The organism is Natronomonas salina (assembly GCF_013391105.1).
Lineage (GTDB): Archaea > Halobacteriota > Halobacteria > Halobacteriales > Haloarculaceae > Natronomonas > Natronomonas salina.
Map to the genome: position 1 here is coordinate 3,613,071 of NZ_CP058335.1, position 24,584 is coordinate 3,637,654.

Annotated in this window: 26 protein-coding genes; 10 read left to right on the forward strand and 16 right to left on the reverse strand. The window is 69.1% G+C overall.

Translation table 11 applies throughout. The features are described from left to right. Nucleotides 1–68: 68 nt before the first annotated feature. A complete protein-coding gene (locus HWV07_RS18860) occupies nt 69–359 on the reverse strand; it encodes a DUF7521 family protein (RefSeq protein WP_178335812.1) in 291 nt (96 codons plus the stop codon). 153 nt (nt 360–512) lie between these two features. Beyond that, nucleotides 513–863 (reverse strand): winged helix-turn-helix domain-containing protein, encoded by a 351-nt coding sequence (locus HWV07_RS18865; protein WP_178335813.1) that lies wholly within the window; start codon nt 861–863, stop codon nt 513–515. 126 nt (nt 864–989) lie between these two features. On the opposite strand from HWV07_RS18865, the gene HWV07_RS18870 reads away from it, so the two are divergent. Further along, on the forward strand, nt 990–1,433 hold the full coding sequence (locus HWV07_RS18870; RefSeq protein WP_178335814.1) for a universal stress protein: 444 nt from the start codon (nt 990–992) through the stop codon (nt 1,431–1,433). Between the two features lie 26 nt (nt 1,434–1,459). On the opposite strand, the gene HWV07_RS18875 is transcribed toward HWV07_RS18870, so the two are convergent. From HWV07_RS18875 to HWV07_RS18895, 5 genes are all read right to left on the reverse strand, one after another. Beyond that, complete coding sequence (locus tag HWV07_RS18875) at nt 1,460–2,164, reverse strand: fumarylacetoacetate hydrolase family protein (protein WP_178335815.1); 705 nt, start codon at nt 2,162–2,164, stop codon at nt 1,460–1,462. A gap of 34 nt (nt 2,165–2,198) precedes the next feature. Then, nucleotides 2,199–3,413, reverse strand: a complete 1,215-nt coding sequence (locus tag HWV07_RS18880) for a PAS domain-containing response regulator (RefSeq protein WP_178335816.1) — start codon at nt 3,411–3,413, stop codon at nt 2,199–2,201. 196 nt (nt 3,414–3,609) lie between these two features. Continuing rightward, complete coding sequence (locus tag HWV07_RS18885; RefSeq protein ID WP_178335817.1) at nt 3,610–4,518, reverse strand: diacylglycerol/lipid kinase family protein; 909 nt, start codon at nt 4,516–4,518, stop codon at nt 3,610–3,612. Further along, entirely contained in the window at nt 4,515–6,098 is a 1,584-nt protein-coding gene (locus HWV07_RS18890) for an MmgE/PrpD family protein (RefSeq protein ID WP_178335818.1), read from the reverse strand. Before HWV07_RS18890 ends, HWV07_RS18885 begins: the two co-directional genes overlap by 4 nt. A 278-nt stretch (nt 6,099–6,376) precedes the next feature. Beyond that, a complete protein-coding gene (locus HWV07_RS18895; RefSeq protein ID WP_178335819.1) occupies nt 6,377–6,832 on the reverse strand; it encodes an RDD family protein in 456 nt (151 codons plus the stop codon). 129 nt (nt 6,833–6,961) lie between these two features. Between HWV07_RS18895 and HWV07_RS18900 the strand changes: the two genes are divergently transcribed. Both HWV07_RS18900 and HWV07_RS18905 read left to right on the forward strand, forming a co-directional pair. Further along, nucleotides 6,962–7,339, forward strand: coding sequence for a hypothetical protein (locus tag HWV07_RS18900; RefSeq protein ID WP_178335820.1), 378 nt, complete (start codon nt 6,962–6,964; stop codon nt 7,337–7,339). A gap of 57 nt (nt 7,340–7,396) precedes the next feature. Next, the gene (locus tag HWV07_RS18905) at nt 7,397–8,647 is read left to right on the forward strand and encodes an ornithine cyclodeaminase, nickel-pincer nucleotide-dependent (RefSeq protein WP_178335821.1); all 1,251 of its coding nucleotides are present in this window, start codon (nt 7,397–7,399) and stop codon (nt 8,645–8,647) included. A gap of 6 nt (nt 8,648–8,653) precedes the next feature. Here the strand turns inward: HWV07_RS18905 and HWV07_RS18910 are convergent, their stop codons facing one another. Continuing rightward, on the reverse strand, nt 8,654–8,923 hold the full coding sequence (locus HWV07_RS18910; RefSeq protein WP_178335822.1) for a DUF7553 family protein: 270 nt from the start codon (nt 8,921–8,923) through the stop codon (nt 8,654–8,656). Continuing rightward, nucleotides 8,920–9,309: a universal stress protein gene (locus HWV07_RS18915; protein WP_178335823.1), complete on the reverse strand. Its 390-nt coding sequence runs from the start codon at nt 9,307–9,309 to the stop codon at nt 8,920–8,922. The genes HWV07_RS18910 and HWV07_RS18915 overlap by 4 nt, the downstream gene beginning before the upstream one ends. Before the next feature lie 160 nt (nt 9,310–9,469). Between HWV07_RS18915 and gcvPA the strand changes: the two genes are divergently transcribed. Continuing rightward, nucleotides 9,470–10,798, forward strand: a complete 1,329-nt coding sequence (gene gcvPA / locus HWV07_RS18920; RefSeq protein WP_178335824.1) for an aminomethyl-transferring glycine dehydrogenase subunit GcvPA — start codon at nt 9,470–9,472, stop codon at nt 10,796–10,798. Beyond that, nucleotides 10,795–12,222: an aminomethyl-transferring glycine dehydrogenase subunit GcvPB gene (gene gcvPB, locus HWV07_RS18925; RefSeq protein ID WP_211694187.1), complete on the forward strand. Its 1,428-nt coding sequence runs from the start codon at nt 10,795–10,797 to the stop codon at nt 12,220–12,222. The genes gcvPA and gcvPB overlap by 4 nt, the downstream gene beginning before the upstream one ends. A gap of 936 nt (nt 12,223–13,158) precedes the next feature. Here the strand turns inward: gcvPB and HWV07_RS18930 are convergent. Then, nucleotides 13,159–13,317 (reverse strand): DUF7838 family putative zinc beta-ribbon protein, encoded by a 159-nt coding sequence (locus HWV07_RS18930; protein WP_178335825.1) that lies wholly within the window; start codon nt 13,315–13,317, stop codon nt 13,159–13,161. Between the two features lie 277 nt (nt 13,318–13,594). Then, nucleotides 13,595–14,713 carry a mechanosensitive ion channel family protein gene (locus tag HWV07_RS18935; RefSeq protein WP_178335826.1) on the reverse strand — a complete coding sequence of 373 codons (1,119 nt, stop codon included), beginning with the start codon at nt 14,711–14,713 and terminating at the stop codon, nt 13,595–13,597. 170 nt (nt 14,714–14,883) lie between these two features. Here HWV07_RS18935 and HWV07_RS18940 point away from each other — a divergent pair, with 170 nt between their 5' ends. From HWV07_RS18940 to HWV07_RS18950, 3 genes are all read left to right on the forward strand, one after another. Beyond that, nucleotides 14,884–16,242: a DolP-mannose mannosyltransferase gene (locus tag HWV07_RS18940; RefSeq protein ID WP_211694188.1), complete on the forward strand. Its 1,359-nt coding sequence runs from the start codon at nt 14,884–14,886 to the stop codon at nt 16,240–16,242. A gap of 140 nt (nt 16,243–16,382) precedes the next feature. After that, on the forward strand, nt 16,383–17,531 hold the full coding sequence (locus HWV07_RS18945; protein ID WP_178335827.1) for a thiolase family protein: 1,149 nt from the start codon (nt 16,383–16,385) through the stop codon (nt 17,529–17,531). A gap of 85 nt (nt 17,532–17,616) precedes the next feature. Further along, nucleotides 17,617–17,961: a NifU family protein gene (locus HWV07_RS18950; RefSeq protein ID WP_178335828.1), complete on the forward strand. Its 345-nt coding sequence runs from the start codon at nt 17,617–17,619 to the stop codon at nt 17,959–17,961. Here the strand turns inward: HWV07_RS18950 and HWV07_RS18955 are convergent. After that, a complete protein-coding gene (locus HWV07_RS18955) occupies nt 17,958–18,929 on the reverse strand; it encodes a hypothetical protein (RefSeq protein WP_178335829.1) in 972 nt (323 codons plus the stop codon). The two genes, HWV07_RS18950 and HWV07_RS18955, sit on opposite strands and share 4 nt — an antisense overlap. 185 nt (nt 18,930–19,114) lie before the next feature. Here HWV07_RS18955 and HWV07_RS18960 point away from each other — a divergent pair, with 185 nt between their 5' ends. Then, nucleotides 19,115–20,041 (forward strand): biotin--[acetyl-CoA-carboxylase] ligase, encoded by a 927-nt coding sequence (locus HWV07_RS18960; protein WP_178335830.1) that lies wholly within the window; start codon nt 19,115–19,117, stop codon nt 20,039–20,041. 33 nt (nt 20,042–20,074) lie between these two features. Here HWV07_RS18960 and HWV07_RS18965 read toward each other — a convergent pair whose 3' ends face one another. After that, entirely contained in the window at nt 20,075–20,611 is a 537-nt protein-coding gene (locus HWV07_RS18965) for a universal stress protein (RefSeq protein ID WP_178336107.1), read from the reverse strand. Between the two features lie 85 nt (nt 20,612–20,696). Beyond that, on the reverse strand, nt 20,697–21,713 hold the full coding sequence (locus tag HWV07_RS18970) for an amidohydrolase family protein (protein WP_178335831.1): 1,017 nt from the start codon (nt 21,711–21,713) through the stop codon (nt 20,697–20,699). 99 nt (nt 21,714–21,812) lie between these two features. Here HWV07_RS18970 and HWV07_RS18975 point away from each other — a divergent pair, with 99 nt between their 5' ends. After that, on the forward strand, nt 21,813–22,769 hold the full coding sequence (locus HWV07_RS18975; RefSeq protein ID WP_178335832.1) for a TIGR03557 family F420-dependent LLM class oxidoreductase: 957 nt from the start codon (nt 21,813–21,815) through the stop codon (nt 22,767–22,769). A 17-nt stretch (nt 22,770–22,786) separates the two neighbouring features. Here HWV07_RS18975 and HWV07_RS18980 read toward each other — a convergent pair whose 3' ends face one another. Both HWV07_RS18980 and HWV07_RS18985 read right to left on the reverse strand, forming a co-directional pair. Then, a complete protein-coding gene (locus HWV07_RS18980; RefSeq protein ID WP_178335833.1) occupies nt 22,787–23,239 on the reverse strand; it encodes a response regulator in 453 nt (150 codons plus the stop codon). A 125-nt stretch (nt 23,240–23,364) separates the two neighbouring features. Further along, nucleotides 23,365–24,582: an HD domain-containing protein gene (locus HWV07_RS18985; protein ID WP_178335834.1), complete on the reverse strand. Its 1,218-nt coding sequence runs from the start codon at nt 24,580–24,582 to the stop codon at nt 23,365–23,367. Between the last annotated feature and the right edge of the window lie 2 nt (nt 24,583–24,584).

Here is a 24,584-nt window from a genome sequence, read left to right on the forward strand (position 1 = left end):
GCTGCAGAGCCAAAAGAGGGAGTTCCCGAGAACTGAGACCGCAGGGGCCTGGATGTTCGTTCGACTGGCTACCGGTACAGCGAGACGTAGATCATCGCGAAGCCGATGATGAAGGGGATCGTCTCGGCGATCTGGAGGTACAGCAGGTCGCTCCCGAGGTCGCTCGTGACGCCGACCTGCGTGGTGAGGTTCGTCACCGCCACCCCCATGCTGAGGAAGGCGAAGCCGATGAAGGCGTACTGGAGCCGCTGGCTCTCGCGTTTCGTGTACGCCTGGAAGCTGATGAGCGTCAGACCCAGGGTGAGACCGAAGAGGACGAGCCGCATCAGGATGAGAACGCCCTGCAGGATATTGACCATGTGCGGGGGATTTCTGCCGTGCTAATAAATGTACGCGACGACTCACACGGGGCGTCGTAAACGAACGAAGCCACGACGAACCGCACCGCTGAGGTCGGACTGCGATTCGAGACTACTCCGCCGGCTGGCCGATGGTAGGTCCGACGGTCCGTCTCACTCCGCGCCGAGTTCGTCCCACAGCTGAGTGAACCGGTCGGGGAGGTTCTCCTTGCGGTAGATGCGGACGTCGTACTCGTCGTCCTCGAGGCGGATGACGGTGCTGTCGAAGTTGCACTCGTAGACGTTGTAGTGGTTGCCGTCCTCGGCGACCGCGGTCCGCTCGACGACGAGGTTGTGGTCCTGCAGCAGTTCGAGTCGTCGATATATCGTCGGCAGTGATAGGTCGCACTCCTCGGCGAGCTGCTTGGCGGACCGAGGTTCGTGGCTCAGGGTGGCCAGAACCGTCCGTGCGTGTTGGTCTCCGATAGTGTCGAGGATGTCCTCGATGCTGCGCTCGTCTGCCACGTAACTGAAACGGTAGTCGGACCATAAAAGAGTTACTGGCAAACCAAATCTAGTAACGGCGCCACCCCCGGGTCCGGGCGGTCGAGGTGACGGCGTTTCAAGTAGGTGGCCCCCGGACGTCGCGACATGTACGATTCCATCCTGTTGCCGACGGACGGCAGCGACGGCGCGGCGGAGGCGCTCGACCACGCCATCGGCGCCGCCGAGGCCTACGGCGCCGACCTCCACGTCGTCTCCGTCGTCGACCGCCGCGTCGTCCTCGCGGCCGACGTCGACGAGAAGGCGGCGGTCGAGTCGGAGCTGACCGAGGATGCCGACGAGGCCGTCGACGAACTCGCCACCCGCGCGACCGACGCCGGCATCGAGGTCACGACCGCGACGCCGCAGGGCGTCCCCTACCGGGAGATCCTGTCGTACGCCGACGACGCGGACGTCGACCTGCTCGTCCTCGGGACCCACGGCCGGACCGGCCGGGAGAAGCGCCTGAACCTCGGCAGCACGACCGAGCGGATCGTGAAGGCCGCAGAGCGACCGCTGCTGGTCGTCGACATCGGCGGCGCTGAGGAGTGAGCGACGAGGGACGGTCCGCCTGACCGCTACTCGACCGTGTTCCGGAGGGTGCCGATGCCCTCGTACCAGATCTCGATCTCGTCGCCGCGCTCCAGCAGTCCCGGGTTGGCGGGGCTGCCGAACGAGATCACGTCGCCCGGCTCGAACGTGAAGCGCTCCGAGAGGAACGAGACGACCTCCCGCGGCTTGATGAACATGTTCTCGGTGTTGTCCTCCTGGCGGAGCTCCCCGTTGATGTGGGTCGTCATGTCGAGGCCGACGGGGTCGACGTCGGAGACGACCGGCCCGAGCGGCCCCGAGGAGTCGAAGGCCTTCCGGGCGGTGCGGCGCTCCTGGTCGAGGCAGTCGAGGTCGTTCAGGATTGTGTACCCCCGGACCACGTCGTCGACCTCGTCCTCGGCGACGTCCTTGCACTCCTCGCCGATCACGGCCGCCAGCTCCCCGGCGTAGGTCAGCTCCGAGGAGAAGGATGGGTACGGGATGGGCGTCTCGGGGTCGTGCAGCGAGACGGGCGGCTTGATGAAGAAGTCAGGGACCTCCGGCACCTCGTAGTCCATCTGGTCGACCTTCTCGCCGAAGTTCCGGCCGACGCAGTAGAAGACCGAGGGCTCACAGGGCGCGAGCAGGTCGTACTCCTCGGGTTCGTACGTTCCCTCGTCGGTCGTCACTGTGCCGTCGTCGTACTCGCCTTCGAGGACGCCGTCGGGCGTCTCGACGCGTGCCAGCTTCATACCGGAGGCGCGACCGCGGCGGCCTTACGTATTGTTATACGCGTTCGACCTCGTCGAGACAGAGGACGGCGGCCTCGAAGTCCGTCTCCGCCAGCGGCGCCGCGCTCACCTCGACGCGGAACGTCCCGGTCGGCAGGTCGACGTGGTACTCGACGCCGCTGCGCTCGACGCCGGCGGTTGCGACCTGCGAGGTGACGAGTTCATCGATAGGCACGTCCTCGCCGTCGGGCGTCCGGACCTCGAGCCTCGAGGACGACGGCGACATCCCCTCCAGCCGCTCACGCGTCATGTCGAAGCCCTCCGCCGCCCGGTAGTTGACCCGGCGGATTCGCGCCTCGCCGTCGACGAGCATCAGCGGCGCCGGGCTGACCTGGAGGATGCGCTTCGAGATGTCGCGTTCGCGCCGGAGCTTCCGCTCCGACCTGACCTGTTCGGTGACGTCCCGGGTGTTGACGACGATCCCCTCGACGACCGGGTCGTCGAGCCGGTTGACGCCCTTCGTCTCGAGGTGGATTGTCTCCCCGCTTGCGTGTCTGAACCGATACCTGACCGTCGGCCGGTAGGCCGTGTTCGACAGCGAGCGCTGGAACTCGTCCATGATCCGGGGGCGGTCCTCCTCGTGGACGTAGTCGAAGGCGACCTCGCCCTGCAGCTCCCGCGGCTTGTAGCCGGTGATGTCCTCGACGGAGGGGCTGACGTACTCGAACCGGCCGCCGCCGTCGAGGATGCCGGTCATCGCCGGCGAGTGCTCGATGAGCGCGCGGCTGCGTGCCCGCTCGCGCTCGATGGCCTCGGCGGCCTGTGACCGCGTCCGCTGGACGACCTCGCTGGCCCGGTGGGCCTCGACTGCCCCCTCGATGCGGTTGGCCAGCCGGACGAACCGCTCCTGGCCGCCGCCCTTGGTGAGGTAGTCGGTGACGCCCAGCGAGATCGCGTCGCTGGCGACGTTCTCGGAGCCCTCCCCGGTGAAGAGGATGAAGGGGACGTCCTCGTCCAGGACCCGGACCTGCCGGAGCAACTCCAGGCCGTCGACCTCCGGCATCTCGTAGTCCGAGACGATGCAGTCGACGTCGCCCAGCCGGTCGGTCACCGTCGTCGGGTCCGTCGTGGTCTCGACCGCCAGTCGGTCGCTCGCCGTCTCGAGCCCCGTCTTCGCGAGACTGCAGAGCTCGTCGTAGTCGTCCACGTAGACTACCGAGATCGACCGTTCCGTCTCTTCGCTCCGTCCCTCCGTTCCGTCTGTTGCCATCGTGTTAATCTGGTTCTGAATCCCTGCGCTGGACGCCCGGCCCCTCGGGCGGTTCACAACGACTGGACGCGCGGTTCAGCCCCCGTTCGTCGCGTCCTCGTCGGCGGTCGATACCCCTCTCGCCCCGCGTTCGTCCTCCGTGTCACGGACTACCAATATAAATCGTGCGGCGCGTTCTCCGAGCGCGAAGTCCCTCTCAGGCCGGATAGGCGACCGAGACCGCACCGGGGACGACTGACAGGTTCGCCTCAGAGAGCGCGGGCGAGATCGGGGTGCCGTCCATCTCGACGGGCAGACCGTCGTCAGACCGGACGGTCACGGTCCCGCCGGTGGTGGACGCGACGGCCGGGTGCTCGTGGAGTCGGCCACGGCGGGCCAGACGAGCGAGGCGTACGGAGTCCTGGTGCCCGACGGGTTCGATCGCCAGGACGTGCAGCATGCCGTCGCCGGGCCGGGAGGCCGGGAACAGTTCGAAGTCGCTGCCGCGGAACCGGCCGCCACCGACGGCGAGGAGTCGTGCGCCGCCGTCGAAGAACGGGTCGTCGTCGACGCGGACGGTCGCCGTCACCGGGTCGTCGACGACGAACGCCTGGCCGGTCGCGAGGACGTACGCCAGCGGCCCCGGCAGCGCGCGGAACCGCTCGGCGTTCACGACCGCGTTGCGGAACAGGCCGGCGGTGAACCCGAGGACGAAGTGCGTCTCGTCGATCGCCGGCTCGCAGTCCGCCCGGCCGACGTCGAGAGGCCGTCGGTCGATTCCGGCGGCCAGTCCCCGGGCCACGTCGCGCCAGGCCCGGTCGCCGTAGAGGTGACGGTACGAGGAGTTCCCGCGGCCCGCGGGTACCACGAACAGCGGCGTGTCTGCGCCGGCCTCGACCAGCGCCGCCGTCACCTCCCGGAGCGTCCCGTCGCCGCCGATCACCGCGAGGAGGTCCGCCCACTCCGCCTGCTCGCGGGCCGCGACCGGGACGTCGTCGGGTCCGGTCGTGATGCGGGCGTCGACGGTCGCGTCGGGGAGGCAGTGAGCCAGTTCGGCGAACAGTCTCGCCGCGTCGCCGCCGCCCGAGTGCGGGTTCACGACCGCCCCGACGCGCTCGGGCCTCATACCCGGTCGGCCGCGGCGAGGAGGCCGGCCAGCGACACCGTTCGCTCCTCGTCGATGGACAGCAGGTCGTCCACGCGCTCGCGGGCGGTGGACTCGCGGACCCCGGCCGCCTGGAGGCCGGACCGGCACTTGTTCCGCGCGACCGCCCGGATCTCCGCGAGCGGCTTCCCGGCGAACCCGGAGGGGTGCTCGACCGTCGACTCGAAGGTCCGCCCGTCCGTCGTGGTCACCTCGACCCGGGCGCCCATCCGTTTCTCGGCCGTCGAGAGGTCCGTCGGGAGCGGGCGCTTGCGGGCGAACCGCAGCAGGGTCGGGAGGTGCCGGACCGTCGCGCCGACGCCGACGGTCTTCGCCGCGTAGCCGACGACCGGCAGGCCGACCCGGCGCAGCATCGCGCCGACCGGTACCTCCGACCGCAGCGCCGCCATCGTGAAGTCGGAGTCGTGCTGGAGGGTCACCCGTTCGGCGAGCTCCCAGATGGCGTCGTTCTTCGCGCGGTCGCCGAGCTGTCTGGGCGTGTGCTCGCCGTCGATCAGCGCCGCGGCGACGTTGAACGGGACGGTGAACGTCAGCGCGGAGACGGGGCTGTCCGGCCCCTCGAGGTACGGCGACGCTCGGTCGTCGACCTCGGTGGCGAACAGCGAGCCGTGGACGTCGACGCGCTCGATCGACGTCCGGCCGCGGTCGAACCGGCCGCGGACCTCCAGGGCGGCCTCGACCGGCGCCGTCACGTACGCGCAGCCGGGGACGGCCTTGATCGTCACCGCACGGGTGTGCCAGCGCTCGCCGAACCCCTCGAGGAACTCCTCGACCGGGCGGTCGGCGAACTCCGCGAGGAAACCGGCGTCGGCCTCGACGAGGTCGGAGCGGCCGGACAGGCCGGCGCGGGCGGAGTCGACCGCGCCGAGACCGGTCCGGATCGGCTCGCTCGCGCTCCAGACCTTCGCGTCGGAGCCGAGGAACGGCGGCTCGAGGGGCCACGGCGGCTGGAGCAGCGCCATGCCGAGCGCGTCGGCGAGCGTGTCGGCGTCGTCGCCCTCGACGACGGCGCGGCCGACGGCGGCGCCGACGGCGTGGACGTAGGCGGTCTGCTGGCCGCGGAATGGGCCGATGGCGGCCGCCGAGGCCAGCCGCGCGGCTACCTCGTTCGCGGCGACGTGTGCCACGAGCGCGCGCTCGCCGCTGGCGCCGTCGGCCTCGGCGTACGCCAGCGGGACGAAGACGCTGCTGTGGCCGGTGTGGCCGCCGAGGACGGTGTCGTCGAAGTCCAGCGCCATCGAGAGCGCGGCGTTCCCGCAGGCGGCACCCTCCGGGGAGAGATCCTCGCCGCCCAGGAACGTCGATCCGTCCCCCTCGAACCGCGACCCGGTAGCCGCGGCGATCGGGTCGCCGAGGGGGTGGGTGACGGTCCAGACGGCCGCCCCGACGGTGCTGGCGAGCTGGGCCTTCGCGGCCCGCCGGACCGGCTGCGGAATCTCGCGGTACTCGAGGTCTGTGGCCCATCGCGCGGCGCGGTCGAGGAAGGCGTCGACATCCGCGTCGTCGCCGCCGAGGAACGGCAGGCGGTCGGAGACGTTCATTGACGGACCCGACGGCGGCCGGCCGCTTATTCGTTCGGTCGATCGGCCAGGGACCGACCGAATCCTCCGTCGCTCGCCGGGACCCACGACTGATCCGGGTGGCTAACAGGCGGAACGTGGTGCGTGGACCGACCTGTCGATGATACACGAGAGAGTTATCCCGCTCCCGTCGTGGAATCCGGCGGCGGCGTTCCGCGCTCCCGCCTCGACCGCCCGCCGGCACGTCGTCAGCTCACGGGCGGTCTGGCCGCGTTCTGGTTGATAAATCCCGGGCCGGACTACAGCTTCTCGCCCTTCTCTCTGGCCCGGACGACGACGGTGTCGGCCGCGATGTCGCCGAGCCGCTGGTTCCGGTCGGTGAGGAGGATGGCGACGAGGCCGACGAGGTGGAGCGGGTACGGGAACAGGTCGACGATGCGGACGAGCGAGCGGATCGTCGCCGCCCGGTAGTCGATCGGGCCGCCGCCGTCGGCCACGACGACCACGTCGGTCACCATCTTGCCGACGGTCTGGCCGTACTCCGCCTCGAAGTAGACGAAGTAGGCGAAGAAGAGCGGGACGCCCAGCAGATTCAGGACGATACCGAGGGACGCGGAGACGAGGTACACCAGGTTCGCGATCACGCTGACGAGGATCGAGAAGCCGACGGCGTCGATGGCGAACGCGAGGATTCGCTCCAGGAGGACCTCGCCCTCCGTTTCGGGGTCCGGTCTCGGTCGTTCGAACGTGACCATGGGGGTGGTCCGCCCAACGGGGGCATAAATGTACAGCAGACGTTCGCCGGCGAGCGAGGTCCCGACGCCGGGGACGCGCCGCGGTATCGGTGCCCGCGACTTTAAACGACATCGCGCCGTACCGCCGGTGTGGCCGACGACGACACGCCGACGTTCGCCATCCCGGAGCCGCCGGTGCGACGCTATCCGCGGCGCGGCGGCGTCGAGTACGAGGGGCAGACGGTGTTCTCGCTGACGCCGGCGGACCCGCTCGACGACCCCGAACTCGCGTCGCTCGTCCGGTCCGTCCTCGAGGGCGACCCCTACCGGTACGGCGACTGGTTCGACCTCCCGATGCCGCTCTACCTCGTCCACGACGACGTGACGGGCGACACCTTCCGGGTCGCGGTCCGGGACGGCGACGTGGAGTTCCACGTCCTGCCCGACACCGAACCGGAGGGGCTGCGGCGGCTGTACGATCGGCTCGTCGACGCCAGCGAGACGACGTGGTACGTCGACCGCCGCTGACGGCGGCCGGCTCTGCGACCCACAACCGACTTATCGGGGCCATCCCTCACCCCTCCCATGAGCGTCTCTCGCGTCGTCGAACTGGAGGGCCACATCATCGACTCGGGGATGATGCAGGCCGCCTTCGGCATCGTCATGGACCACGGCGGCTCCTTCGACGTCGAGGAGTTCGACATCGGCCGCCGCAAGGACCAGGAGTCGTACGCCCGCATGCTCGTCACCGCCGAGACGGAGGAGGACCTCCAGAGCATCGTCCACGACCTCCACCAGCAGGGCGCGAACCCGGCGGACCCCGACGACGCCACCCTCGAGCCGGCGCCCGACGACCGCGTCGTCCCGCACGGCTTCTACTCGACGACGAACCACCCCACCGAGATCCGCCTCGACGGCGAGTGGATCGAGGTGGAGGACATCGAGATGGACTGCGCCGTCGTCGTGGAGGGGACGGCCGACGGACCCCGAGCGTACACGAAGGTTCTCAACGCCGTCGAGGAGGGCGACATGATCGTCACGGGCGAGGCCGGCATCCGCGTCCAGCCGCCGGAACGCCCCCGCGACCAGGAGGGCGCCTTCGGGTTCATGCAGGGTGGCGTCTCCTCCGAGCGCCCCTCGGAGTCGACCATCCAGCAGATCGCCGGCGCCGTCGAGGAGACGAAGGCCGAGGGCGGCGACGTCCTCGTCGTCGCCGGCCCGGCGCTCATCCACTCGGGGGCTCGCGAGGACCTCGCGCGGCTGGTCGACGGCGGCTTCGTCGACTACCTCTCCATCGGCAACGGGTTCGCGGTCCACGACATCGAGCGGGACCTCTACGGCACCTCGCTCGGCGTCAACACCGAGACGCTGGACCACGCCCGGCACGGCCACAAGCACCACATCTACGCCATCAGCGAGATCATCCGCGCCGGCGGCATCGAGGAGGCGGTCGAGGACGGCATGCTCGAGTCCGGCGTCATGTACGAGTGCGTGACGAACGACGTCCCCTACGTCATCGCGGGGTCAATCCGGGACGACGGGCCGCTGCCGGACACGATCACCGACGCCGTCGAGGCCCAGAACGCCATCCGCGAGCAGGCCCACGAGGCCGACATGGTGCTGATGCTGTCGACGCTGCTGCACTCCGTGGCGGTCGGCAACTGCCTGCCGTCGACGACCCGCGTCGTCTGCGTCGACATCAACCCGGCGACGGTGACTCAACTGCTCGACCGCGGGTCGGCGCAAGCCGTCGGGATGGTCACCGACATCGGGACGTTCGTGCCGATCCTGGCGGAGAACCTGCTGGAAGAAGGCGCCGTCGAACTGGACGACTAGCCGGGTTCAGGCGCCGGGGACGCCCTCGCGGTACGACCGGAGCGCGTCGCGGGCGTCCTGGACCGCCGTCTCGGTCTCGCCGGCGCTGTCCTCGGCGATATCGGCGAGCGTGCGGTCCATCCGCGCGAGCTTGCCGTGGTCGACTGTGCGGTCGTTCTCGATGGCGCCTGCGACGCTGTCCACGAGCTTCGAGATTCGTTCTTCGGCCTCGCCGTCTGCGAGGTCGCGAGCGGTGCGGAGTTCGTCGAGTGCGTGTTGGAGTTCGTCTGCGCTCATGAGTCGAGGGGTACTGCGACGACCGGAACGTCGGCCGACAGCAACACGTCCTGTGCGGTCGAGCCGAAGATAATCTTCCCGGTTCGGCTCCGCTTCCGGATGCCGATGACGATCTCGTCGACGTCGTGCTTGGTCGCGAACTTCTTGATGTCCTGCTCCGGGGAGTTGCCGCGGACGAGCTGGTGGGGCTCGGCGCCGGGCAGCCCCTCGGCGAGCTCCGCCATCGCCGTCTCGCCGTCGGCGGCGTCGACGTCGGAGGTCTCGTCGCCGCCCTTCAGGGAGTTGATCACGAACACGGTGTCGTCGCCGGTGACGCGGTCGGCGAGGTACCGCCGGAGCCGCTTGCTCGTCGTCTCGTCGTCGGTCGCCGCGAGGAACTTCGTCATACCTCCGGCTAGCACGGAGCGCCTATAAAACCGCTCCCGCCCACGATGCTCACGAACGTGGATAAAACTCGATATCGACTCCTGGTTCTATGCAACCGAGTGGGTCGAACCGGGGCGCTCTTTAGGCCTCCCTCGCAAGAGGTGCCATACTCGATTCCCCATGACAGCCAACGGCAGCCCCTACGCGCCGCACACCGACGCCGAGACCGAGGCGATGCTCTCGGCCGTCGGCGCGGACAGCGAGGAGGCGCTCTTCGACATCCCCGAGGAAGTCCGGTTCGACGACGAGTTCGGCATCGAGGCCCGCGGCGAGCGGGCGGTCCGGACGCACGTCGAGCGGACGCTCGGCGAGAACGACGACCTGGTGGAGTTCCTCGGCCGGGGCCACTACGACCACTACGTCCCCTCCATGGTCGACCACCTCTCGCAGCGCTCGGAGTTCCTGACCAGCTACACCCAGTACCAGCCGGAGGTCGCCCAGGGCTTCCTGCAGGCGCTGTTCGAGTACCAGTCGATGCTCGTCGAACTGACCGGTCTCGGGGTCGCGAACTGCTCGATGTACGACGCGGCGTCGGCGCTCGGCGAGGCGGCGACGCTCGCGACGCGCGTCCGGTCGGTCGACGGGTCGCGCGTCCTCGTCCCCGAGACGATCCACGAGGGTCGACGGGGCACCCTCGAGAACTACGTCGGGGGCCACGACGTCGCCGTCGAGGAGTACCCGTTGGCGGACGGCAACGTCGACGTCGACGTCCTGGCAGACACCGTCGACGAGGAGACGCTCCTCGTCTACGCCGAGAACCCGACCGTCCGCGGGACCATCGAGGAAAACCTCGAGGCCGTCGGCGACATCGCCGAGGACAACGACGCGCTGTTCGTCCTCGGCTCCGACCCGGTCGCGCTCGCGCTCCTCGAGGAACCCGCGAGCGTTGGGGCGGACGTGGTCGTCGGTGACGCCGCGACGCTCGGGCTGTCGACGGCCTACGGGATGGGCCTGGGGCTGTTCGCCTGCCGCGAGGAGTTCCTCCGGCAGGTCCCCGGCCGGCTGGTCGGCGCCGGCGAGGACGCGACCGGCCGCCGGGCGTACACGCTCACTCTCCAGACGCGGGAACAGCACATCCGCCGCGAGCGGGCGACCTCCAACATCTGTACGAACCAAGCGTGGGTCGCCCTCCGGACCGCGATGCACGTCGCGTGGCTCGGCCCCGACGGTCTCGTCGAACTCGCCGAGGACTGCGTCACCCGCGCCCGCGACCTGGCCGCTCGGCTCGACGAGATCGGCGGGGTGAAGGCGCCGATCCACGACCGCCACCACTTCCGGGAGTTCGTCGTCCGGACCGACCAGCCCGCGGCGGCCGTCGCCGCCGACCTCGAGGCCGACGGCTACGCGGTCCACGTCGTCGACGAACACCAGGTGCAGGTCTGTGCGACCGAGACCAACGAACGGGCGATCGACGGCTTCGTCGACGCCTTCGAGGTGGCCGCGCGATGACCGACGACCCGCTGACCTTCGACCAGGCGCGGTGGACCGACGACGAGGACACCTACGAGCCGCTGCTCTCGGAGAAGAACGCCGAGTCGGTGGCCGTCGACTCCTCGCTCCCCGACGACCTCACCCGCGACAGCGTCGAGTTGCCGAAGCTCAGCGAACCCGAGCTCGCGCGGCACTACACCCGACTCTCGGAGATGAACTACGGCGTCGAGTCGGGGCCGTTCCCGCTCGGGTCCTGTACGATGAAGTACAACCCGAAGTTCACCGAGGACGTCGCCGCCCACCCGAAGGCCGCGGTCCACCCCGGCCGCTCGGAGCGCTCCACGCAGGGGACCCTGGAGCTCCAGTATCGGCTCCAGGACTACCTCGGCCGCATCGGCGGGATGGACGCCGTCACGCTCCAGCCGCCCGCCGGCGCCGCCGGGGAGTTCGCCGGCATCCTCGTCGCGCGGGCCTACCACGAGGCCAACGGTGACGACCGCAGCGAGGTCGTCATCCCGGACTCCGCCCACGGCACCAACTTCGCCAGCGCGGCGATGGCCGGCTACGACGTCGTGTCGCTGCCCTCCGACGACGGCCGCGTCGACCTGGAGGCTCTCGAGGCCGCGCTCACCGACGACACCGCCGCGCTCATGCTGACGAACCCGAACACCCTCGGGCTCTTCGAGCGCGACATCGTCGAGATCGCCGAACTCGTCCACGACGTCGGCGGTCTGCTGTACTACGACGGCGCGAACCTCAACGCCCTGCTCGGGCGCGGCCGCCCGGGCGACATGGGATTCGACGTCATGCACTACAACGTCCACAAGACGTTCGCGACGCCGCACGGCGGCGGCGGTCCCGGCGCCGGCCCCGTCGGCGTCACCGAAGAACTCGCCGAGTTCCTCCCGGACCCCCACGTCCGGAAGTCCGACGGGGACTACGAGCTGTACGCGCCCGAGAACTCCATCGGGAAGGTCCACGGCTACCAGGGCAACTGGCTCGTCCTCGTGAAGGCATACGCCTACATCGCACGACTCGGCGACGAGGGGCTCTCGGACGCCAGCGCGAAGGCCGTCCTCAACGCCAACTACCTCGCCGAGCAGATCGACTACGAGGTGCCGTTCGAACCCTTCCACCACGAGTTCGTCGCCAGCGCGGGCGAGCAGGACGCCGCCGACGTCGCCAAGCGGATGCTCGACTACGGCGTCCACCCGCCGACGACGAAGTGGCCGGAGATCGTCGGCGAGGCGCTGATGACCGAACCAACCGAGATCGAGAACCGCCGGACGCTCGACCAGCTCGCCGCCGCGTTCGACGCCGCCCGGGCGGACAGCGACGAGACCCTGGCGTCGGCGCCCGAGCGGACGGCCGCACGCCGCATCGACCAGGTCTCGGCCGCCAGAAACCCCCGGCTGTCCTGGCGAGAGCTGGACGACGAATAGCGGAACGCCTATTTTTGACGGATAGAAGGCTCCTACCTGTGGGTCTATTCTCTTCGCCGTTTTCGTGTTCTCTATCGCGACATATAGTTTACGAGTTTCGTATGGATTGGCTAGCGGCTGCCGATTCGATGGACATCTGCCGTCAGTTAGACGGCGCGTGACGAGTTACTGGTATGGCGCGACCGAGCGAGGAATCGATTCGAGTAGGTCTGATGAAAGGGATTCAACGGAATCCGACGTTTAGGCTTGATCACCTACGGTTGACTCAAACCCGCCGTTGCGATGTTCAGATGGGGGAATTCTGGAGTCTTCGGCACTCGAGAAACTCAGATTTGCATCCCGACGCGCACGAGAACAGGGGTAGACGACCCAGCAGGAGGTATCTCGGTTTCGAGAACTGCCCTGCCGAATCTCACACACCTCGTTTCGCTTGTAAACAGGAATCAGAGCTAGAACAGCCCCGGAAAAGAAATCGATCGCTCCCTTGGGGGACCGGCGCAAACTGGTCGAAGCTGAGGCCAGTCGCTTCAGGGAAATCCTTCGTTTCCCCCAGTTTTCGTGTGACTTCTGGAACGGTATCGACTAGGGATAGTTCTCAATTACCCAGCATCGGGCCATCGGTGATTCGTCATCGGAGAATCGGCGAATTCCCTCCCATATCTGATCACTGCAAGCATAGAACGGACGTCGAGATTTAGGGCACGTTATCTGACGCGTGAACCCCAGGGGTGGCGTCTCCATCAGCGGGTCGCAAGAGTACGGGAGAGGACCTCAACCGAGATTCATCCGATCTCGGAGTCTATCAGCAAATGGTTCTAACTTCTATCGGAAGTGGGATGAGATGCCGGAGACTGACCACCGAGGCGCGGGGTGAAGAGTGGGAACCCGGTGGGACTCCTCGACGAGACGGATCGCGGGCGTTGGTCTTCCCGACCGTCAGGCCCGGGTGTCGATCCCGTCGATCGTCACGAACCCGTAGTCGCAGTTGGCGCAGTGCCACTTCTGCTTCTGGCCGAGCTGGAGCTGGGTACTCGCGGCCTTGTAGAACTCGTCCTCGCCGCACTCGGGGCACTCGTCTTCGAGCGAAAGGGCCATACACCGGCCTTGTAGCCGGGCGTAATTGTACTTTTCCAACGACTGCCGCAGGGCGATACAGTTCTCCCACTGGTCGTTTCTGCGACCAGGAAAGACGCTCGCCAGAAAGTAACGCAACCCCTCTCGTACCGTTGGTATAAATAGCAAACTGGATACTACTATATCGAATTTCGCGGTACAGCGAGGGTGATGAACCTCGAATATCGGCCCTAAACCCGATCGTTTAGCCGAATTTGACATCTTTCCTATCTTATTTGATGGGATAAAGTAGCGGAGGTTACTCGGTCTCGGACGGTCCATCGTCCTCGTCGTCGACCGCTCGCTCCTCCCGGAACTGGACCTCCTGGCCCTGGTAGGGCGGTTCGATCCCCTCGCGGTCGAAGGCGGCGTTCAGCGCTCGGTACACGTCGTGGCGGGCCTGGGGCTGCCGGAGTGGACTCGAGATGTGGACGTGTAGCTCGTACTCGATCCCCCGGTCGGCGTACTGCTGGATGCGGACCTGCGGGGAGGGGGACTCGAGGACGCTGCCGGCCTCCGCCGCCGCCTCGAACATGCACGCCTCCGCGACGTCGAGGTCGGCGTCGTAGGGCACCCGGACGTCGACGCGGATGCGCATCCGGCGTTTCGGCGCGGACTGGTTGATCACCTGCGCGGTGTTGAGCACCGAGTTCGGGACCGTGACGAGGACGTAGTCGGGCGTGAGGATGGTCGTCGACCGGATGCCGATGTCGACGACGGTCCCCTTCTCGCCCGACTCCAGCAGGACGAAGTCGCCCAGCTTGTAGGTGTTGTCGAAGAACAGCGAGATGCCGCCGATGAAGTTCGAGATGGTGTCCTGGGCGGCGATGCCGACGACGATGCCGACGATACCGCCGGCGGCCAGCAGCGGCGTGAGGTTGACGCCCCAGATGGATACGAGGGTGATGGCGGCCGCGATGACGACGGTGAACGTCCAGACGTTCTTCAGGATCGGCGCGAACTGGTACTGGGTGTCGCTATCGCGGACCACCTCGAGGCTCCGGCGTCCGATCCGGATGGCGCCGTAGGTCCAGGCGGCGACGATACCGGTGACCGCGAGTCGCGCGACGACCACCTGGATCTGCTCGAGCGGGATGGACAGCTGGGCCACGAGGCCGGTGCTGAAGTAGACGGCTCCGAGAACGGTCGTCGCGTAGAGCGGGAGGCGGAGCTCCTGGGCGACCACCTCGTCGAGACCGGTCTCGGACTGCGAGAGCCGACGAACGACCAGCCCGGTGGCCGCGTTGACGAGCCTCGCGGCGATGACGCTGACGAGGACCACGACGAGGAGCCGTTGCCAGGCCGGGAGATCGAGCAGCGGAACCAGCGCGTCCGGTACCGAGGGCTGCAGTCCCTCCCCCGTTGGCGACGCCTGCATACTAGCGTATGACACGTTCCGACGGAAGTGCTGATTGATACCGGCGACCGCCGCGGCCACCCGAGAGCCGGGGTGGAGGCCGATTAGCGGGAGAATTGCGCTGTGTACCTAGTGGTTAATTGACTGAAAATTTCCAGGTGCTCGATAATCCGACAAGAAATTGGTGACCTGTGGCGAAGGTCCCGCTGTCGATGGACGAGTCCCGGTCGGAATGGCGAGGCTGGATCGAACGACGGTGGTTCGCACTGCTCGTCGGGGTCGCGATCGCGCTGCTGGCGTGGGGGACGTGGGAGGGCTTCCGGGTCGCTCCCTACTACGTCTCGGACGATTCGGCGCTGTTCCAGCACGCCGGATGGTACATCACCCAGGGAGCGACCCCGTACGTCGACTTCTGGGACCTCAAACCGCCGCTCATCTACGGCGTGACGACCGTGCTCGCACTGCTCGCGGGCGGCGACATGCACCTCCTCCACCTGCTGAGCGTTGCCGTCGCGGTCGCGACCGTCGTCGCTGGCGTGGCGCTCGTCGGCCTGCTCACCTACCGGGTGACGGACGACGGATTCGCGGGCTTCGTCGCCGGCGTCGCGACGTTCGCCCTCCCGTCGCTCTACACCTACCCGTTCGCCGGCATCCGGCCGAAGTACTTCGCGTTCGCGCTCGGCGCGGCGGCCCTGCTCCTCGCCGTGAGCGACCGGCCGGCCTGGAGCGGCGCCGCTGCCGCGGCCGCCGCGGGATTCTGGCAACTCGGCGCTCCTATCGCCCTCCTCGTCGTCGCGATGGGCTACCAGCGCGGCGGGCGACGCGCCGCGGGCCGGACCGTCCTCGGTGGCCTCCTGGTCGCCGCAGCCGTCGTCCTCCCGTTCGTCGCCGCGGGGCTGGCCATCCCCCTCTTCCTCGAGACCGTGCTTGGCTCCATCTACGGCGTGGAGAACTACTCGGTGGCGGGCCGACTCCTCGGGGTCGTCGTCGAACTCGGCTACGGGGCGCTGCTCGTCCCGCTCGGCGCGTACGGCTGGGCGCGGGCCATCCTGGACGACCCGGAGCGGTACTGGTGGGTCGGCGCCGGCGGGGCGGTGTACGCTCTCCAGGTCTTCCTGGAGTTCCAGGGGGCCATCGAGCTCGTCCTGCTGGTGGTGTTCCTCGCGGTCGGCGCCGGACTGCTGGTCGCGCGGGCGCGGACGCCACCCAGGCAGGCCGTCGTCGCGGGCGTCGTCGTCCTCATCGTCGCCGGGAGCCTGGTGTGGGCCGTCGCCCCCGTCACCTCGGCTCGCGACAGGATGACCGAACTCCAGGAGTCCCAGACGGTCTCGAGCTACGAGACGCTCCCGCCGGAACCGGACGGTGTCCCCTCGATGCGGACCATCTACTGGGAGAAACGCCAGCCGGAAATCTGCCACTACCGGCTGGGACACAAGCAGCGCTGGTACGCCCACAAGACCGGCGAGCCGCTCGACAAGCCGAAGTGCGGACAGTGGCCGTTCGACGACCCGCCGGCGGAGTGGGTCGTCGACAGGATGCTGCCGGGTTAGTTCGACAGCCCTGCAACGGTGAGGACCGATACCCACTTCGATTCGAAGGGGTGGGCCGGCGTTCGTCGGTGCCTTTTCAACGTCCCTCTTATCCACACCGCAACGCCCAAGTCGGACCTTACCGTGTGTTCACAGGACACATGAGTACGCCAGTCATCGTCGACGCCGTACGGACGCCGTTCGGCAAGCGCGACGGCTCGTTCAGCGACACGCACCCGCAGGACCTCGCCGCCGAACCGCTGACGGCGCTCCGCGAGCGCAACGACTTCGACCCCGAGACCGTCGAGGACGTCATCTACGGCTGCGTGACGCCGGTCGACGAGCAGGGGCTCAACATCGCCCGGCTCGCGCCGATGGTCGCCGGCTGGGGCGACGGCGTCCCGGGCGTCCAGCTCAACCGGATGTGCGGCTCCGGCCAGCAGGCCATCAACTTCGCCGCCGGCCAGGTCGCCGCCGGCCACCACGACGTCATCATCGCCGGCGGCGTCGAGCACATGACCCGCGTCCCGATGGGCTCGGACGGCCAGAGCGTCACGGACACCTACTTCGAGTACTTCGACGAGCTCACGACGCAGGGGGAGGGCGCCGAGCGCATCGCCGAGGAGTACGGCTTCTCCCGGGAGTACCTCGACGAACTCGCCGCGGAGTCGCAGTCCCGCTGGGGCGAGGCCGCCGAGGCCGGCAAGTACGACGACCAGGTCGTCCCCGTCGAGACCGACCTCGAGGGCGACTCGGTCACCGTCGAGGAGGACGAGCACCCGCGGCCGAGCACGACCGTCGAGAAGCTCTCGCAGCTCCCACCGTCCTTCCGGAGCCCGGAGAACGGTTACCACCACGCCGGGAACTCCTCGGGTATCGTCGACGGCTCGGGCGGTCTGCTGATCGCCAGCGAGGAGGCCGCCGAGGAACACGGCTGGGACCCGATGGCCCGCATCGTCGACAGCCACGTCGTCGGCGTCGACCCGATCACGATGCTCACCGGGCCGATCCCCGCGACGAAGGAGATCCTCGAGCAGAACGACATGTCGATCGACGACATCGACCGCTTCGAGGTCAACGAGGCCTTCGCCGCCGTCGTCGCCGCCTGGCTCGAGGAGACCGGCGCCGACTGGGAGGACACCAACGTCTGGGGCGGCGCCATCGCCCACGGGCACCCCCTCGGCGCGACCGGCAGCGCGCTCGTCGGCAAGCTCCCCTACCAGCTCGAGGAGTGCGACGGTCAGTACGGCCTCTCGACGATGTGCATCGGCTTCGGCCAGGGCATCGCGACGATCATCGAGCGGCTGTAACGGTCGACCCGAACGTACAGTTCTGCCTCTTTTCGCGCCGGGACCCCACCATACCGTTAAGCGCGTCCCCGACGTACTGACGGCGATGACCACCCACTCCATCGACCCCGCGGACGACGGGTCCACCGCGGCCGCCGTCGACGAGGACGACCTGCGCGAGCGGATCACCGTCTTCCTCCAGCGGAACTTCCCGCAGATCGAGATGCACGGCGGCAGCGCGGCCATCCAGCACCTCGACCTGGAGGCGGGGAGCGTCCGTATCCGTCTCGGCGGCGCCTGCTCCGGCTGCGGTATCTCGCCGATGACGACCCAGGCGCTGAAGACGCGGCTCGTCCAGGAGATTCCGGAGATATCCGCGGTCGAGACCGAGACCGGCGTCGGCGACGAGGGGACGCCGCAGGGGTTCGACGCCGACGACGTGCCGTTCTAGCGGCGCTGCCGCCGTTCGGCGCCGCGCTGCTCGCGGTCCATCTGGTTCGGCGCGTCGTGCTCCCGCCACTGTGACGGCTCCGACTGCTGGTCGCGACTCTGGTGGCGCGCCTGCTCGCGAGCCTGTCCCTGCTGGGTGCCGCCGTGGTTCTGCTGGCTGCCGTGTCCCTGCTGCTGCGTGCCGTGGCCGTGCTGCTGATTTCCGTGACCGTGCTGACGACCGCCGTATCCGGACTGGCGGCCACCCTGCTGCTGCTGGTTTCCGTACTGCTGCCTCTCCGAGCTCTGCTGCTGGCTCCCCCGACTGATGCCTGACTGGCCGCCGCGCTGCCCCTGGTCGCGCTGCTGGCCCTGCTGTTGTCCCCTCTGCTGGTTCTGCTGGTTCTGCTGCCGTCCACCTTGCTGGTGCTGCTGGCCTCGCTGATCGTGGCCGCCCCGCTGGCCGCCGGATCGCTGACGGTTCTGTCCGCCGCGTTGCTGGTCACGGTTCCGGTCCGGCTGTCCCGGCTGCCCCTGCTGGTACTGGCCCTCCTGCCGGCGACCACCCTGGGTGTAGCCGCCGGGCTGTCCGCGACCGGACTGGTTGCCGCCTTGCTGGCTGTGGCCACCGCTCTGGTGCTGCTGCCCCTGTCGCTGGCCCTGTTGTTGGTCCCGGCCCTGCTGTCCTCGTCGACCCTGGCGCTGCTGGTGCTGACCTTGCTGACCGCCCGCGTGCTGCTGGTTCCGCTGTTGACCGTACTGCTGGTTCTGCTGACGAGACTGCTGGCCTCCGTGCTGACGGTCGTGGCCCTGTCCTCGTCCCTGCGGTCCGCCGTGGCCTCGCTGACTTCCCTGTCCCTGCTGACCCTGCTCGTGGGTCCGTTGCTGCGTCCACTGGCCTCGGCGTTCGCCCTGCTGGTCGTTTCGGTGGCGCTGCTGGTCGTCGTCCCGTCCGGTGTCTCTGCCCTGATTGTGTGTATGTCGTGCCATGGTATCGTAGGGTTCTCCGGCCGGCGGTCGGTTCGCGGCACTCCCCGGACTGCTCGACCCGGAGAGTCGACGCCTGACGGCGGAGTGGGTTCTGCCTGCGTGTGCAACGGTAGCACGGTCCGGCCAGGGAACGGCTGCGGCCCCGTTCGGGGTGGCTATTTACCCTCCCGCGCCAACGCCCGGGTATGCAGGAGACGCGACGCCGGGTGCTGGAGGGGCTGGCCGACGGCCCCGTCTCGGGCCCGGACCTGGCCGACCGACTCGAGGTCTCGCGCGCCGCCGTCTGGAAGCACGTCGAGGCGCTCCGCGAGGCGGGCTTCGCGGTCGAGAGCCGCGACGACGGCTACGTCCTGGCCGGCGTCCCGGAGTTCGGCGGCGCGGCCGTCGAGTTCGGGCTGGACGCGCCCTTCGAGGTGGAGTTCCACGACAGCATCGGGAGCACGAACGACCGGGCGCGCGCACTGGCCGGCGAGGGCGCCGCGGACGTCGTCGTCCTGGCGGACGAGCAGACCGGCGCGCGCGGCCGCCTGGACCGCGCGTGGTCCTCGCCGTCGGGCGGCGTCTGGCTGAGCATCGTCTGCCGGCCGGACCTCCCGCCGGCGCAGGTCCCCGTCTACACGCTCGCGGCGGCCGTCGCGACCACCGAGGCCGTCCGCGAGGTCGGCGTCGACGCGGGGATCAAGTGGCCGAACGACGTTCTGGTGGGTGACGACGAGAAGAAGCTCGTCGGCATCCTCACGGAGATGGAGGGGGAGGCCGACCGGGTCTCGTGGGTGGTCGTCGGCATCGGGCTGAACGCGAACGTCGACGCCGACGAGGTCCCGGAGACGGCGACGACGATCGGAGAACAGGTGGGTGACGTCGACCGCGCCGACCTGACGCGGCGCATCCTCGAGCGATTCGACGAGCTGCGGGCCGACCCCGAGAGCGTCCTGCCGGCGTGGCGCGACCTCGCCACCACGCTCGGTCGGCGGGTCCGCGTCGAGACGCCCGGCGGGGAGGTCGTCGGCGAGGCCGTCGACGTGGAGTTCCCGGGCACGCTCGTCGTCGCGACCGACGACGGCGAGAAGCGGGTCTCGGCCGGCGACTGCGAGCACCTCCGCCCCGCCTGATTACTCGAGGGTCTCGCTCCGCTCCGACCCTCGCTACTCGAGTATCTCGGTGGCTCCCGGGTCTGCCCGCGCCGGTTTCTGTCGTTCGTCGCCCGGCAGGGCCTCCTCACGCTGGAGGTCGGCCTCCCGGGCGTCCTCGTCCGTCGCGCCGACGCGGACCGTCAACACGGGGACCTCCGAGGAGCGGACGACCCGCTCGGCGACGCTGCCGAGCAGCAGGCGGTTGAGCCCGCCGCGACCGTGGGTGCCCATCACGATCAGGTCGCAGCCCTCCTCGGTGGCGTAGTCGACGATCTCGCGGCTCGGCGGCCCCTCCCGCATCGCGGTGACGACCCGATCGGCCCGCGAGCGCTCCTCGGCGGCGCGGAGGGCGTCCTCGCCCTCGTCGCGCAGCATGGTCGTGACGCTCTCCCAGGAGGTCTCCATGGGGAGGTTGGCGAAGCTGGCCGTGTTGACGACGTAGAGGAAGTGCACGGCGGCGTCGTGGGCGTCGGCGAGGTCCGAGGCGTGGTCGATGACCCGCGACATGCCGGCCGACCCGTCCGTCGGAACGAGGATACAGTTGTACATTGTCACCACACGACACGGTCTTGGGCGTACCCGCACAAACACCTTTCGACCGTTTTACACACGAGACGGGGGAGAGACGGCGGCTTCAGGGCGAGATGACGTCCGCGACGTCGTCCACTCCGGCGCGGCGGACCACGGCCCGGACGGGGTCGCGGACGCCGGCGAGGTTGTCGGAGTCGCCGTCGAGTACCAGCAGCCGGGCCTCGCGACCCGGCTCGATCACGCCGCAGTTCAGGCCGGCGATCTCGGCGCCGGCCCGCGTCGCCATCCGGAGCACCTCGGGGGCGGTCACGTCGCAGAGCTTCGCGGTGAACTCCATCTCCCGGAACATCGAGGGGCTGTTGAGCATCACGTTGTCCGTCCCGAGGGCGACGGTCGTCCGCTCCAGCAGGTCGGCCACCGGCGGGACCCCGACGCCCGTCACGAGGTTCGAGCGCGGGCAGACCGCGATCGGCGTATCGCTGTCCTCGACGCGCTCCAGGTGGATCTCCTCGGCGTGGACCATGTGGACGAGGAAGTCGGGCTCGAGGTCCAGCGCGGAGTTGATGTCGTGGGCGTCGCGCTCGCCGGCGTGGATGCCGAAGGGCTTGCCCGCCTCGTGGGCGGCCTTCCGCTCCGCCGAGAAGTCGGCGTCGCGGGCGCCGCTGGCGCCGAAGCCGTCGGCGACGTCCAGCACCTCGACCTCCTCGCGGCCGAAGACGACCGGCTCGACGTCGAGGTTGCCCGCGGCGTCCAGCAGCGCCTCCACGCCCGCGACGCCGCCCTCGCGGAACTCGAGGAAGGCGGTCGTCCCGCCGGCCTCCATGAACTCCAGCGACCGCTGCATCGACTCGACGAGTTCCTCCCTGGAGGCCTCCTCGAGCAGCCGGTGCTTCAGGCCGTCCGGCGGCGCGACGAGTTCGTCCAGCGAGAGGCCGCGGCCGGCCTCCTTGGCGATCGAGTCGCCGACGTGGGTGTGGGCGTTGACGAACGCCGGACAGATGATGTCGGTCGAGGCCGTGGCCGTCTCCTCGACCTCGACGATCTCACCGTCCTCGACGACGACACGGCCCTCGACCGGTTCGTAGTCCTCGCCCGCGAGTATCGTCCCCGGGAGTTCCATGCCGGTGACCTGGGGTGCGGTGCGTAAAACCCGTTCGCGTTGCAGCCGGCATGCACCTGCCGGCCCGTCGCCTTTCCTCCTCGCCGCGCCAGCTAGGGTATGCCCGAACTCGGTTACGCCTGCCTGAGCGAGCAGCACGAGCCCGACGAGATGGTCGAGTACGTCGCCGACGCCGAGCGCCGCGGCGTCGACTACGCGATGGTCTCCGACCACTACCACCCCTGGACCACCGCGCAGGGCGAGAGCCCGTTCGTCTGGGGCGTCCTCGGCGCCATCGCCCACGGGACCGAGCGCATCCCGGTCGGGACGGCCGTCACCGCGCCGATCATCCGCATCCACCCCGCCGTCGTCGCCCAGGCCGCCGCGACCGCCGCCACCCAGCTCGACGGTCGGTTCATCTTCGGCGTCGGCACCGGCGAGCGGCTCAACGAGCACGTCACCGGCGAGCGTTGGCCGCCGCACGACGTCCGCCTCGAGAAGCTCGAGGAGGCCATCGAGATCATCCGGCTGCTCTGGGAGGGCGGCGAGAAGACCTACCGCGGCGACCACTTCACCGTCGAGAACGCCCGCGTGTTCACGCTCCCGGACGAGCTCCCGCCCGTCGTGGTGGCCGCGGGCGGCGAGACCTCCGCGGCCGCGGCGGGACACTACGGCGACGGCCTCATGTCCACCTCGCCCGACGAGGGCCTCGTCGACCGGTACGAGGAGGGCAACGAGGGCGAGACGGAGCCGCACTTCGGCCAGTTCCACGCCTGCTACGCGGAGGACGAGGACGACGCGATCGAGACGGCCCTCGAGACGTGGCCCAACGCCGCGATGGCCGGCGAACTCGGCCGCGAACTCGCCACGCCGGCCCACTACGAGCAGACCGCGACGATGGTCGACCGGGAGGACATCGCCGAACAGGTCGTCTGCGGCCCCGACGCGGACGACTTCATCGAGAAGATCGAGGCGTTCGTCGATAGCGGCTTCGAAAGCGTTCACGTCCACCAGATCGGCCAGCAGCAGGAGGAGTTCCTGGAGTTCTACGAGGAAGAGGTCATGCCGTCGTTCTGAGGGCGGCGAGGTCTACTCTACTCCTCGCACTCCGGCAGCCGAACGATGGAGAGCCAGAACTGCTCGAAGGACTGGACGACCTCGATGAAGTCCACCGGGTCGACGGGCTTCGTGAGGTAGGCGTTGGCGTTCAACTCGTAGGACTTGACGACGTCCTCCTGGGCCTCCGAACTCGTCAGGACGACGACCGGGACGTACTGGAGGGTCTCGTCGGCGCGCATCTCCTCGAGGACCTCGTCGCCGTTCTTCCGCGGGAGGTTCAAGTCGAGGAGGACGATGTCCGGACAGGGCGCGTCGGCGTACTCGCCGCGCTTGAAGAGGAAGTCCAGCGCCTCGACGCCGTCCTCGACGACGTGGAGGTCGTTGTCGATCTGGCCCTCCTTGAACGCCTCCTGGGTGAGGCGGACGTCGCCGGGGTTGTCCTCGACGAGCAGTATCTGCGCCGGATCGCCGTCGATCCCGTCGCTCATCGGACGACCCCGCAGCAGACCCCGCCGCAGTCCGGAACCGGATGCATGGTACCTCCGTGACCACCGAGACAGTTAAGTACCACGCTGGACGACGCGGCCGACGACCCCGACCGCCGGCCGGGCGGTCAGTACTCGTCCAGGGTGGTGTTGACGCCCTTGCGGACGTCCACGACGAGCGCCTCGAGGTCCAGACCCAGCACGTCCTCGGTCGCCTGCCCGACGCGCTCGGCGACGTCCTCGGGGGCGTAGACGCCCATCCGCCACTGCTCCTTCTGGGCCCGGCGGAGCGCCTTCACCATCGTGGACTGGCTGTCGAGTTTCCGGACCTCGCCGTTGACGACCACCCGGCTCGTCGACTCGCGCATCTTCGGCCGCGAGGGGACGTCGAGGATGACGGCCTCCTCGTCGACGTTCGCCCGGTCGGCGATGTCGCGCTCGTACTCGCGGATCGCCTCGTGGTCGGCCTCGAGGACCGCCTCCGGGACGTCCCTGATCTCCGCCCAGACCGCCCGCTTGTAGAGGTCCCGGGTGTCGAGCATCCGGGCGAACTCGGCGGTCGCCCCGCAGGTCCGCAGCGCGACGGTCAGGTCGCGGTCGTCCATCCGGCGGAGCTCCCGGGGCTCGACCGCCCCGGCGTCCAGCAGCGCCTCCGTCGCCCGGCGGAGCATCGCCTTCGAGATGCGGGCGACGTGGTGGTTGTAGACGACGGGGTTCATGAGCGCCCGGGCGAGCAGCAGCGACTCGGCGGTCTGGACGTTCCCCTCCGCGAGGACGAGTTCGCCGTCGACGAACCGCAGCTCACGGACGAGCCGGCCGGTGTCGATGGTGCCGTAGGGGACGCCGGTGTGGTGGGCGTCCCGGACGAGGTAGTCCATCCGGTCGACGTCGAGCTCCCCCGAGACGAGCTGGCCGAACTCGCCCTCGCCGGCCACCAGGTCGGCGACCGTGCCGGGGTCGATGTCGTGCAAGGCGAGGACCCGCTCGACCTCGCCGCCCTCCAGGAGGTCGCCGACCTCGTCGTGCATCTTGCCGGTGTGGCGGGCGACGATGTCCTCGATGTTGTGGCTGAACGGGCAGTGGCCGACGTCGTGGAGGATGGCGGCGGCCCGCAGGCGCTCGGCGGTCCGGCCCTCGAGGTTGAGGTGCTCCAGTGCCTGGGTGGCGAGGTGGTAGACGCCCAGGGAGTGCTCGAACCGGGTGTGGTTCGCGCTCGGGTAGACGAGCTCCGCGGTGCCGAGCTGCTTGATCCGGCGGAGTCGCTGGACCTCGGGGGTGTCGAGGAGGTCCTCGGCGACCCCCTCGACCGCGATGTGGTCGTGGACGCTGTCCTTGATGGTGGCCATTA

What these genes read in the sequence shown, in the direction of transcription:
- HWV07_RS18860 (WP_178335812.1), bottom strand. Translation starts at nt 359, where the DNA reads ATGGTCAATATCCTGCAGGGCGTTCTCATCCTGATGCGGCTCGTCCTC.
- HWV07_RS18870 (WP_178335814.1), top strand. Translation starts at nt 990, where the DNA reads ATGTACGATTCCATCCTGTTGCCGACGGACGGCAGCGACGGCGCGGCG.
- HWV07_RS18875 (WP_178335815.1), bottom strand. Translation starts at nt 2,164, where the DNA reads ATGAAGCTGGCACGCGTCGAGACGCCCGACGGCGTCCTCGAAGGCGAG.
- HWV07_RS18880 (WP_178335816.1), bottom strand. Translation starts at nt 3,413, where the DNA reads ATGGCAACAGACGGAACGGAGGGACGGAGCGAAGAGACGGAACGGTCG.
- HWV07_RS18885 (WP_178335817.1), bottom strand. Translation starts at nt 4,518, where the DNA reads ATGAGGCCCGAGCGCGTCGGGGCGGTCGTGAACCCGCACTCGGGCGGC.
- HWV07_RS18890 (WP_178335818.1), bottom strand. Translation starts at nt 6,098, where the DNA reads ATGAACGTCTCCGACCGCCTGCCGTTCCTCGGCGGCGACGACGCGGAT.
- HWV07_RS18895 (WP_178335819.1), bottom strand. Translation starts at nt 6,832, where the DNA reads ATGGTCACGTTCGAACGACCGAGACCGGACCCCGAAACGGAGGGCGAG.
- HWV07_RS18905 (WP_178335821.1), top strand. Translation starts at nt 7,397, where the DNA reads ATGAGCGTCTCTCGCGTCGTCGAACTGGAGGGCCACATCATCGACTCG.
- HWV07_RS18910 (WP_178335822.1), bottom strand. Translation starts at nt 8,923, where the DNA reads ATGAGCGCAGACGAACTCCAACACGCACTCGACGAACTCCGCACCGCT.
- HWV07_RS18915 (WP_178335823.1), bottom strand. Translation starts at nt 9,309, where the DNA reads ATGACGAAGTTCCTCGCGGCGACCGACGACGAGACGACGAGCAAGCGG.
- gcvPA (WP_178335824.1), top strand. Translation starts at nt 9,470, where the DNA reads ATGACAGCCAACGGCAGCCCCTACGCGCCGCACACCGACGCCGAGACC.
- gcvPB (WP_211694187.1), top strand. Translation starts at nt 10,795, where the DNA reads ATGACCGACGACCCGCTGACCTTCGACCAGGCGCGGTGGACCGACGAC.
- HWV07_RS18930 (WP_178335825.1), bottom strand. Translation starts at nt 13,317, where the DNA reads ATGGCCCTTTCGCTCGAAGACGAGTGCCCCGAGTGCGGCGAGGACGAG.
- HWV07_RS18935 (WP_178335826.1), bottom strand. Translation starts at nt 14,713, where the DNA reads ATGCAGGCGTCGCCAACGGGGGAGGGACTGCAGCCCTCGGTACCGGAC.
- HWV07_RS18945 (WP_178335827.1), top strand. Translation starts at nt 16,383, where the DNA reads ATGAGTACGCCAGTCATCGTCGACGCCGTACGGACGCCGTTCGGCAAG.
- HWV07_RS18950 (WP_178335828.1), top strand. Translation starts at nt 17,617, where the DNA reads ATGACCACCCACTCCATCGACCCCGCGGACGACGGGTCCACCGCGGCC.
- HWV07_RS18955 (WP_178335829.1), bottom strand. Translation starts at nt 18,929, where the DNA reads ATGGCACGACATACACACAATCAGGGCAGAGACACCGGACGGGACGAC.
- HWV07_RS18960 (WP_178335830.1), top strand. Translation starts at nt 19,115, where the DNA reads ATGCAGGAGACGCGACGCCGGGTGCTGGAGGGGCTGGCCGACGGCCCC.
- HWV07_RS18965 (WP_178336107.1), bottom strand. Translation starts at nt 20,611, where the DNA reads ATGTACAACTGTATCCTCGTTCCGACGGACGGGTCGGCCGGCATGTCG.
- HWV07_RS18970 (WP_178335831.1), bottom strand. Translation starts at nt 21,713, where the DNA reads ATGGAACTCCCGGGGACGATACTCGCGGGCGAGGACTACGAACCGGTC.
- HWV07_RS18975 (WP_178335832.1), top strand. Translation starts at nt 21,813, where the DNA reads ATGCCCGAACTCGGTTACGCCTGCCTGAGCGAGCAGCACGAGCCCGAC.
- HWV07_RS18980 (WP_178335833.1), bottom strand. Translation starts at nt 23,239, where the DNA reads ATGAGCGACGGGATCGACGGCGATCCGGCGCAGATACTGCTCGTCGAG.
- HWV07_RS18985 (WP_178335834.1), bottom strand. Translation starts at nt 24,582, where the DNA reads ATGGCCACCATCAAGGACAGCGTCCACGACCACATCGCGGTCGAGGGG.